The 7,992-nt window shown below is 54.0% G+C and carries 7 protein-coding genes and 7 tRNA genes; 2 read left to right on the forward strand and 12 right to left on the reverse strand.

Annotation, left to right across the window (positions count from 1 at the left end):
* Positions 1-13 precede the first annotated feature (13 nt).
* The 5 genes from ppaX to ABD796_RS09215 form a co-directional block, all read right to left on the reverse strand.
* Positions 14-652, reverse strand: a complete 639-nt coding sequence (gene ppaX / locus ABD796_RS09195) for a pyrophosphatase PpaX (RefSeq protein WP_344906238.1) — start codon at positions 650-652, stop codon at positions 14-16.
* 31 nt (positions 653-683) lie between these two features.
* On the reverse strand, positions 684-1,628 hold the full coding sequence (gene lgt / locus ABD796_RS09200) for a prolipoprotein diacylglyceryl transferase (protein WP_344906240.1): 945 nt from the start codon (positions 1,626-1,628) through the stop codon (positions 684-686).
* A 33-nt stretch (positions 1,629-1,661) separates the two neighbouring features.
* Positions 1,662-2,603 (reverse strand): HPr(Ser) kinase/phosphatase, encoded by a 942-nt coding sequence (gene hprK / locus ABD796_RS09205; RefSeq protein ID WP_344906243.1) that lies wholly within the window; start codon positions 2,601-2,603, stop codon positions 1,662-1,664.
* Between the two features lie 179 nt (positions 2,604-2,782).
* On the reverse strand, positions 2,783-3,901 hold the full coding sequence (locus tag ABD796_RS09210) for an ABC transporter ATP-binding protein (RefSeq protein WP_344906246.1): 1,119 nt from the start codon (positions 3,899-3,901) through the stop codon (positions 2,783-2,785).
* Between the two features lie 88 nt (positions 3,902-3,989).
* Positions 3,990-5,087, reverse strand: coding sequence for a PucR family transcriptional regulator (locus ABD796_RS09215; protein WP_344906249.1), 1,098 nt, complete (start codon positions 5,085-5,087; stop codon positions 3,990-3,992).
* A 240-nt stretch (positions 5,088-5,327) separates the two neighbouring features.
* Here ABD796_RS09215 and ABD796_RS09220 point away from each other — a divergent pair, with 240 nt between their 5' ends.
* Both ABD796_RS09220 and ABD796_RS09225 read left to right on the forward strand, forming a co-directional pair.
* Positions 5,328-6,557 carry a nickel-dependent lactate racemase family protein gene (locus ABD796_RS09220; protein WP_344906252.1) on the forward strand — a complete coding sequence of 410 codons (1,230 nt, stop codon included), beginning with the start codon at positions 5,328-5,330 and terminating at the stop codon, positions 6,555-6,557.
* A gap of 113 nt (positions 6,558-6,670) precedes the next feature.
* A complete protein-coding gene (locus tag ABD796_RS09225; protein ID WP_344906254.1) occupies positions 6,671-6,985 on the forward strand; it encodes an MTH1187 family thiamine-binding protein in 315 nt (104 codons plus the stop codon).
* 154 nt (positions 6,986-7,139) lie between these two features.
* Here the strand turns inward: ABD796_RS09225 and ABD796_RS09230 are convergent.
* From ABD796_RS09230 to ABD796_RS09260, 7 genes are all read right to left on the reverse strand, one after another.
* Positions 7,140-7,212: transfer RNA gene (locus tag ABD796_RS09230), tRNA-Lys, on the reverse strand.
* Between the two features lie 49 nt (positions 7,213-7,261).
* Positions 7,262-7,347 (reverse strand) — tRNA-Tyr (locus ABD796_RS09235).
* 46 nt (positions 7,348-7,393) lie between these two features.
* Positions 7,394-7,469, reverse strand: a tRNA-Phe gene (locus ABD796_RS09240).
* A gap of 51 nt (positions 7,470-7,520) precedes the next feature.
* A tRNA-Asp gene (locus ABD796_RS09245) sits at positions 7,521-7,597 on the reverse strand.
* A gap of 24 nt (positions 7,598-7,621) precedes the next feature.
* A tRNA-Val gene (locus ABD796_RS09250) sits at positions 7,622-7,697 on the reverse strand.
* Positions 7,698-7,706: 9 nt separating this feature from the next.
* Positions 7,707-7,783 (reverse strand) — tRNA-Met (locus ABD796_RS09255).
* Between the two features lie 51 nt (positions 7,784-7,834).
* Positions 7,835-7,920 (reverse strand) — tRNA-Ser (locus ABD796_RS09260).
* Between the last annotated feature and the right edge of the window lie 72 nt (positions 7,921-7,992).

The following is a 7,992-nucleotide window of genomic DNA, read 5'->3' on the forward strand; positions in this document are numbered from 1 at the left end:
GTCCGCTCCCTCTTTACCCGACGATTTCCAACAGTTCCCGCATGTCGCGGATGATGTAGTCCGGACTGAGCTCCCGCAGATGATCTTCTCCCTTGAGCGACCATGCGACCCCGACGGTCTTCACGCCAGCGTCGCGACCGGCAATGATGTCGTATTTACTGTCGCCGACCATAAGCGCTTCGCCCGCGTCGATCTTCAGCAGCTCCAGCGCCTTCCGCACCGACTCGGGATCGGGCTTACCCCGCTCCACATCATCGATGGCGACCACCGTTTCCATGTACGATTCGATCCCGCACAGCTTTAAGCCCATCAGCGTCGTCATCCGCATCTTGTTCGTCACGACGCCCATCCGGATTCCTCTTTGTTGCAGCTCCGCCAGCACTTCGCGAACGTAGGGAAACTCTTTTACCAGCTCGTCATGCTTGGATAGATTGAACGCTCTATACTTGACCGTAAGCTCGTCCACCGCATCGCGGCCGGTGAAAAACCGCAGCTGCTCCTGCAGCGGAAACCCCATATGGGGAATAATGCGTTCTCTCGTATAAGGCTGCTCGGTCTCTCCCTCCAACGCGTGCAGGAACGATTGGATAATCAGCTCATTCGTGTCGACAATCGTACCGTCCAGATCGAATAACACGGTTGAAATGGTCATGGCTCTCTCCTTGTCCGTTCATAAAATGAATTTAAATGCCCCCGCCGGCTTCTGCCGTGTCCGCAGCCGTCGCTTTGGAAGACACGATCGGATCGGAATAACGTTCGGCGGACCAGCCTTTCTTGCGTCGAACGACTATGAGCACGACTGCCGCGATAATAATCAGAATGGCCAGCAGCTGCGAAATGCGCACATTGCCGTAATCCATCGACCCTGCTTCGAAGAGCAGCGTCATCGGCGACCAGAGCCCGTTCATCAGCGAAGCGAACCATTCCGGCGCGCTAAACGCAAGGCTATCGGTACGCAGCCCTTCAATGAAGAAGCGGCCGATCGAATACCAGATGAAATAGGCAGAGAACAGCTCGCCCGCACGCATAAACGGACGCCGGCGCAGCCAGAACAGCAGCAGCAGACCGACCAGATTCCAGAGCGACTCATATAGGAAGGTCGGGTGATAATATTGACCGTTGATATACATCTGATCGACGATCCAGTTCGGCAAATGCAGCGAGCTTCGCAGAAACGACTCGGTTACCGGCCCGCCGTGCGCCTCCTGGTTGACGAAGTTGCCCCAGCGGCCGATCATTTGCCCGGCGATAAGCGAAGGCGCGCAGATGTCGACGATGCGCCAGAAGTTGTAGCCCTTCCGCTTGAAATAAATATAGCCGGCCACGATCGCTCCGATCAACGCTCCGTATATGGCGATTCCGCCGTGCCATATCTGGAATATTTCCAGCAGATTGTCCTTATATGCATCCCACTTAAACGCCACGTAGTACAGTCGTGCTCCGATTATCGCCGACGGCACTCCGATCAGCAGCAGGTCCATAAAGAAATCCGGAGAGATTTTAAACCGTTTCCCTTCCGTCACGGCAAGCCAAAGCCCCACCAACGCCGCTGAACCCAATATGATGCCGTACCAGCGAACCGTAATAAATCCTAGTGAAAATGCAATCGGATCGAGCAAATATGCCATACGCCATCTCCTTTACATGTGCCCTTAGCCGGGTTATTCGGCATCGTCCAGCTCTCCGGATATCGACTCCGTCAGCTTGTTCGTAAATTGCAGAGCGGCATTGTAACCCATCCGCTTCAAACGGTAATTCATCCCAGCCACTTCGATAATGACTGCCAAGTTGCGCCCCGGACGAACCGGAATCGTGACCAGCGGCAAGTCGGTATCGATAATGCGGGTCAACTCCTCGTCAATACCAAGGCGGTCGTATTCCTTATCCTGCTGCCACGTCTCCAGCCGGATGACCAGCGATATTTTCTTGTTCGTGCGAATCGCTCCGGCTCCGAACAGAGTCATCACGTTAATGATACCGACACCGCGAATTTCCAGCAAATATTTAATCAGCTCGGGCGCATTGCCGACGAGTACATGATCGGCCGTTTGATGAATCTCCACGGCATCGTCGGCGATGAGCCGATGGCCGCGCTTGACCAGTTCCAGAGCGGTTTCGCTTTTGCCGATGCCGCTTGTTCCGGTAATCAACATGCCGATCCCGTACACCTCTACCAATACGCCGTGAATCGTTGTCGTCGGCGCCAGCTTGTTTTCCAAATAATCCGTGATCCGGCTGACGAGCGTCGTCGTCGCAAGCGTACTCCTCAATATCGGCAAGCCTTGCGCGGACGCCTCCTGGATCAGCTCCATCGGGACGTTCTGGCTGCGGGTGACGATCATGCAGGGCGTTTCCTCCTCCTTGCACAATCGCGTAATCCGATCATGACGTTCTTCGGCCGACAGCGTCTCGAAAAACGTCAGCTCCGTCCGACCTAAGATTTGCACCCGCTCCCGGGGATGATAAGCGAAATATCCCGCCATTTCCAAGCCGGGCCTGTACATATCCGCCACCTTGATGAAACGCCCCAGCCCTTCTTCTCCGGTCACGACCTCGAGGTGAAAATTGTGGACGAGGTCGGATACTTTCGTCTTTTTCCCCATTCCCTGACGTCTCCTTTTATGTTCCAATGATTTCATCGTAATGGAAATGCGAGTCGAAAGCAACCTTTCCTCGAATGGATTTCCGTTTCGGAGCGGGGATAGGCGCCTTTCTCCGGAGGAACGTTTAACCGCAATTGAAAAAGACCGACGGGGTTCGTCGGCCTTTTTTTTGATGGCAATTACAGCAATACGTTCTTTTCTGTTTCTTTATCGAAAATGTGAATTTTATTCATGTCCATAGCAAGCTTGATGTTCATGCCGTCTTTGAAACCGGAACGTCCATCTACGCGCGCTACGATCGTTTGCGTACCCAAACCGCTCAAGTGCAGTTGAATTTCGTGACCGAGGTTCTCGGATACTTCGATCGTTGCCGTCACGTGGCTTTCCGGGGAACCTTCCATGAAGATCGGCTCGTCGTGAAGATCTTCCGGACGGATGCCGAACACGACTTCTTTGTTAATATAGCCTTTGTCGCGCAGGATTTGCGCTTTGCCTTCCGGCAGACCTACATCAACGCCTTGTGCCTTGAAACGAACTTTGCCGCCAGTTTCAACCAAGGAACCGCTGATGAAGTTCATCGAAGGCGATCCGATAAAGCCGGCTACATACATATTCAGCGGGAAATTATAAATTTCTTCCGGAGAAGCCGCTTGCTGAATGATACCTTGGTGCATAACGACGATACGGTCGCCCATCGTCATCGCTTCGGTCTGGTCATGGGTTACGTAAATAACAGTCGTTTCCAGACGCTTGGCCAGCTTGCTGATTTCCGCACGCATCTGTACGCGCAGCTTAGCATCCAAGTTGGAGAGTGGTTCGTCCATCAGGAACACTTGCGGATCGCGGACGATTGCGCGGCCCAGGGCCACCCGTTGACGCTGACCGCCGGAGAGTGCCTTCGGCTTACGGTCGAGCAATACTTCGATATCGAGAATTTTGGCCGCTTCGCGCACGCGTGCGTCGATTTCGGCTTTTTTGAATTTACGCAGTTTCAAACCGAACGCCATGTTTTGATAAACGTTCATATGCGGATACAAGGCATAGGATTGGAAGACCATCGCGATGTCGCGGTCTTTCGGAGCGACGTCGTTCACAAGGCGGTCGCCGATATACAGTTCGCCGGACGAAATTTCTTCAAGTCCTGCGATCATACGGAGCGTAGTGGACTTCCCACATCCGGATGCGCCTACCAGAACAAGAAACTCTTTGTCCTTGATTTCCAAGTTGAAGTCTTTAACCGTATCTTCTGCTGCACCTGGATATTTTTTAACGATGTGATTTAAACGTACGCCTGCCATGGTTCATTCCCCCTATAGTTCATGATTCGCCTAGCTATATAGTAACCTACGTCCACTTCCATGACTATGCACATTGCTTACAAAAATATCAGGCTCTTTTCGTTACTTTGTACAATAGCAGCGCAATGTGCACAAGAAGGGCATGATGGAACGTCCGGACGTCCAGACCGGTCTCTTGTTTAAACTTGTCCAGACGGTACAGCAGCGTATTGCGGTGAATGAACAGCTTCTTCGCCGTATCGCTGACGCTGCAATCCAGAGCGATAAATTGCTCCAGCGTCGTCATCATCTCCGTGTCCTTGAGCAGGTCGATCCGCTTCAGCACGCGCTCCAGAAACAGCTGCTTCTGCTCTTCCCCGATCCCGTGAAGCAGCTTCTCCAGCTGCAGCCGCCACGGAGTGTGAATGTTATCGGACACATGGTACGTTCGTCCGAGCGTCATCGCTTCCCGCAGCTTGATTACAGCCCCAAGCAGCGACTTGGCCGGTACGATCGGATAATCGACGGCTATATGGCATTCGCCAACCCACTCGGTAGCCAGCATCTCATGCAGAGCATGGCCGAGCGAGGACAGCATGTCCTCCGTGGTTTCTTCCTCGCCTTCGCCGCCTTCCTGCAGCAGCGACTCCGGCCCGAGAACGAGCCATTCCTTATCCAGCAGTGGGACCAGCATGATCGGTCCGTCAAAAAACGTTTCCAGCAGCTTCTTCAGATCCTGGTAGGTCGCCTTGCGTTGGTCGGAGTAATCCCCGTATACCAGCAACGGAATTTGCGCGGCGTGAAGGGGGAAGCCTGTCGTCAGCGTGTCCGGCAGCTCTGCGTCCGCATGGCCCTGTTCGATCTGCGTATCGATCCAGCCGCGAAGCAGCGTCGCTTTGCGTTCGTCCTCCGAATGAACGGCCGCCCCCGGCCGTTTCTCCTGCTGCCGGTAAGCTTCCAGCATCAGATCGACGAGCTGCTTCTCCGAAGGCGTCAGCATCGGCTCAACCACCGAGACCGCCTGAACGAAGCCGCCATCCTTTTGCAAAAGAAAGTAATACCTTCCGTCTATATGCCGGCTTCTGCCTCCAGGGGCCGCCTCGTCCGCTTCGCCTTTATTCCACTTGGCCGAGGAGAGCCTCTCGAAGCGGAATTCGGTGCCGAGAATATGTCCGAGCTGTTGTCTGATCCGATCCGATAGCACCATCGTGAAGTCCCCCAGACGTAATGTGACTGTTTGCCCTCCAATTCGGAAAGGGAGCCTATAAGTTCATGATACACGTTTTCATTGGGGATGAAAACCTTTGCGCAAGCCGCAGTTGTCCGTCCGCATATGATCCGTTTACGGTTCCCCGCCTTGCTCGGCTTTAATACGGTTTAGGCGGGATGCGATATGGAAATAATTGAAATCGGTCTATCTACCAATAGAAAGAAGGTTTATCTATATATGTTATTTCCGTATGGTCATGGTCAAATCGAGCTTCCTTTTTGCGTCGATACCGTCGATCTGCTCGCTTATCACTCCAAGCCGGAGCAGACGGCCAGCGCTTTAATACGTCAGGCGCTCGAGCAGCCTGTCGCGGGAATGCCGCTGAAGGAGCTGGCGGTCGGGCGGAAGCGCGCTGTCATTCTGATCAGTGACGGCACCCGCCTGAGCCCGAGCCGGCTGTTCCTCCCGGCTCTGCTCGACGCGCTTAATGAAGCGGGCTTGGACGACGACCGTATTCGAATTATCGTTGCGCTCGGCATGCACCGGAAACATACGGAGAAAGAACGGATTCAGCTTGTCGGCGAAGACATATACCGGCGGGTTGCGGTAGTCAATCATTCGCCCTTGTCGGAGCATTGCATCCATGTCGGCACGACCGCGCAAGGCACTCCGATTGAGCTGAACCGGCTCGTTCTGCAGGCCGATTTGTTGATCGCCACCGGGAACATCGAGCCCCATCGGCTCGTCGGTGTATCCGGCGGGGTCAAAGCGCTTGTACCGGGCGTCGCCTCGAAACGCTGTATTCAGGCCAATCATGCCTTATCCCAACGGTTTCGGGCTTCACTGGGCGATCCGGACAACCCGATTCACCGCGACTTGGAGGAAGCGCTTCGGTTCGTTCCGATTCATTTCCTGTTCAACGTAGTGGCTAATCACCATGGCGAGCTGCTGGGGGCGTATGCCGGAGAGCCAGCAGCGGCTCACCGCCGAGGATTGGAGGAAGCGCGTAGCCGTTTTTTTATACCCGTGGACCGCACTTACGATTTGGTTGTCGTTTCCCCTGGAGGACATCCCAAGGATGCCCAACTGTACCAGGCTGTCAAAACCTTGCAAAATGCCGCGGCGTTTACAAAGCCCGGCGGCTCCATTATGCTGCTGTCCCGCTGCGAGGAGCTGTTCGGCAATGGCATGTTGCAATATTGGCTGGAAACGGTAGGCGACCGGGCGGAAATTGTAGCAAGACTTCAGCAGCAGTTTGTATTGGGCGCCCATAAGATCGCCCACATGGAGTCCATTCTCTCGCGGCATACGGTCTATTTGTATTCGCAAATGCCCGAGGCGTTAGTCGAATTGGCAGGCTTTATTCCCGTTGCAAACGTACAGGAGTGGGTGCAGGCGAGAATCGGACGGGACGAGTGCCGTGTCGCTTACATGCCTTACGGAGCGTTGACTTTTCCATCGCCTTGATCGGTTATCTCGTAACGCCACATTTCAGATGTGGTGACGGCATAGGCAATACGATACAATGAGGGGAAGAACCGGGTAGCATGGAAAGTAAATATTGAGGAGGAAAGCAGGAAATGCCCATTATCGAAGTGACCGTTATTCCCGTCGGTACGGACACGACCAGTCTGAGCGGATACGTAGCGGAAATGCAGCGCTTGTTGATCGAGGCCGGTGACAGTATCCGCTACCAGCTTACTCCCATGAGCACTATCCTTGAAGGAGATCTGGTTGTGTTGCTGAATGTCCTGCGTCGTCTGCACGAGTCCCCTTTCGCCGCTGGCGCAAACCGCGTATGCACCACCATCAAGATCGACGATCGCCGCGACCGTCCGTCATCCATGGAGCAGAAGATGCGCTCCGTCGCGGAAAAGCTTACCCCCGCCCCGTAACGGGGCATACCAGCATAAATTGAAGGCAACGAAAAAGGGATCTTGTTCGCAGCCGCAGCTTACAAACGCAAGATCCCTTCAAGCAAAACGTCCGCAAAGGAGTGTCCGGAGGTATAAATACCAAAAAGCCTCACCGCAACAGGCGAGACTGAGATGAGCCATGTAGGATTCGAACCTACGACACCCTGATTAAAAGTCAGGTGCTCTACCAACTGAGCTAATGGCTCGCATTAGAGGCTTGCTCCAAGGCTAGCCAACTTACGAAAGAATCAGAAATGGTGGAGGCTGATGGATTCGAACCACCGAACTCGTCAGAGAACAGATTTACAGTCTGCTGCGTTTGGCCACTTCGCTAAGCCTCCATGATTATGAAGTTTCCCGAATTATCCTTAGGAAGGGAAACGTACATGGTGGCTCGGGACGGAATCGAACCGCCGACACGAGGATTTTCAGTCCTCTGCTCTACCGACTGAGCTACCGAGCCTTATGTAAATAACATGTCCGGCGACCGCCGGAACTATGCAACAAGATAAAGTGGCGGAGCTGACGGGATTCGAACCCGCGGTCTCCTGCGTGACAGGCAGGCATGTTGGGCCACTACACCACAGCTCCATGAACTTTACCAAGTGAAGAAAATGGTGGACGCTGACGGGATCGAACCGCCGACCCTCTGCTTGTAAGGCAGATGCTCTCCCGGCTGAGCTAAGCGTCCGTATAAAGATGGTAGCGGCGGAGGGAGTCGAACCCACGACCTCACGGGTATGAACCGTACGCTCTAGCCAGCTGAGCTACACCGCCATCACAATAAGGAGAAAACCTATAAAGGTTCTTCCTGCAGGGTTGGTAAAACGGAGAGAAAGGGATTCGAACCCTTGCGGCTGTTACACCCTAACGCTTTAGCAAAGCGCCCCCTTCGGCCTCTTGGGTATCTCTCCATAATTATTCCCTGAAAACTGAATGCGAAACGAAACGAGAAGTGCAAGTAGAAGGCTGGTTGGGTAACCAGC

The sequence above is a fragment of the Paenibacillus hodogayensis genome (assembly GCF_039536325.1).
Taxonomy (GTDB): Bacteria; Bacillota; Bacilli; order Paenibacillales; family NBRC-103111; genus Paenibacillus_AB; species Paenibacillus_AB hodogayensis.

Coding starts and splice junctions, on each gene's coding strand:
- ppaX (WP_344906238.1), bottom strand. CDS start 652: ATGACCATTTCAACCGTGTTATTCGATCTGGACGGTACGATTGTCGAC.
- lgt (WP_344906240.1), bottom strand. CDS start 1,628: ATGGCATATTTGCTCGATCCGATTGCATTTTCACTAGGATTTATTACG.
- hprK (WP_344906243.1), bottom strand. CDS start 2,603: ATGGGGAAAAAGACGAAAGTATCCGACCTCGTCCACAATTTTCACCTC.
- ABD796_RS09210 (WP_344906246.1), bottom strand. CDS start 3,901: ATGGCAGGCGTACGTTTAAATCACATCGTTAAAAAATATCCAGGTGCA.
- ABD796_RS09215 (WP_344906249.1), bottom strand. CDS start 5,087: ATGGTGCTATCGGATCGGATCAGACAACAGCTCGGACATATTCTCGGC.
- ABD796_RS09220 (WP_344906252.1), top strand. CDS start 5,328: ATGTTATTTCCGTATGGTCATGGTCAAATCGAGCTTCCTTTTTGCGTC.
- ABD796_RS09225 (WP_344906254.1), top strand. CDS start 6,671: ATGCCCATTATCGAAGTGACCGTTATTCCCGTCGGTACGGACACGACC.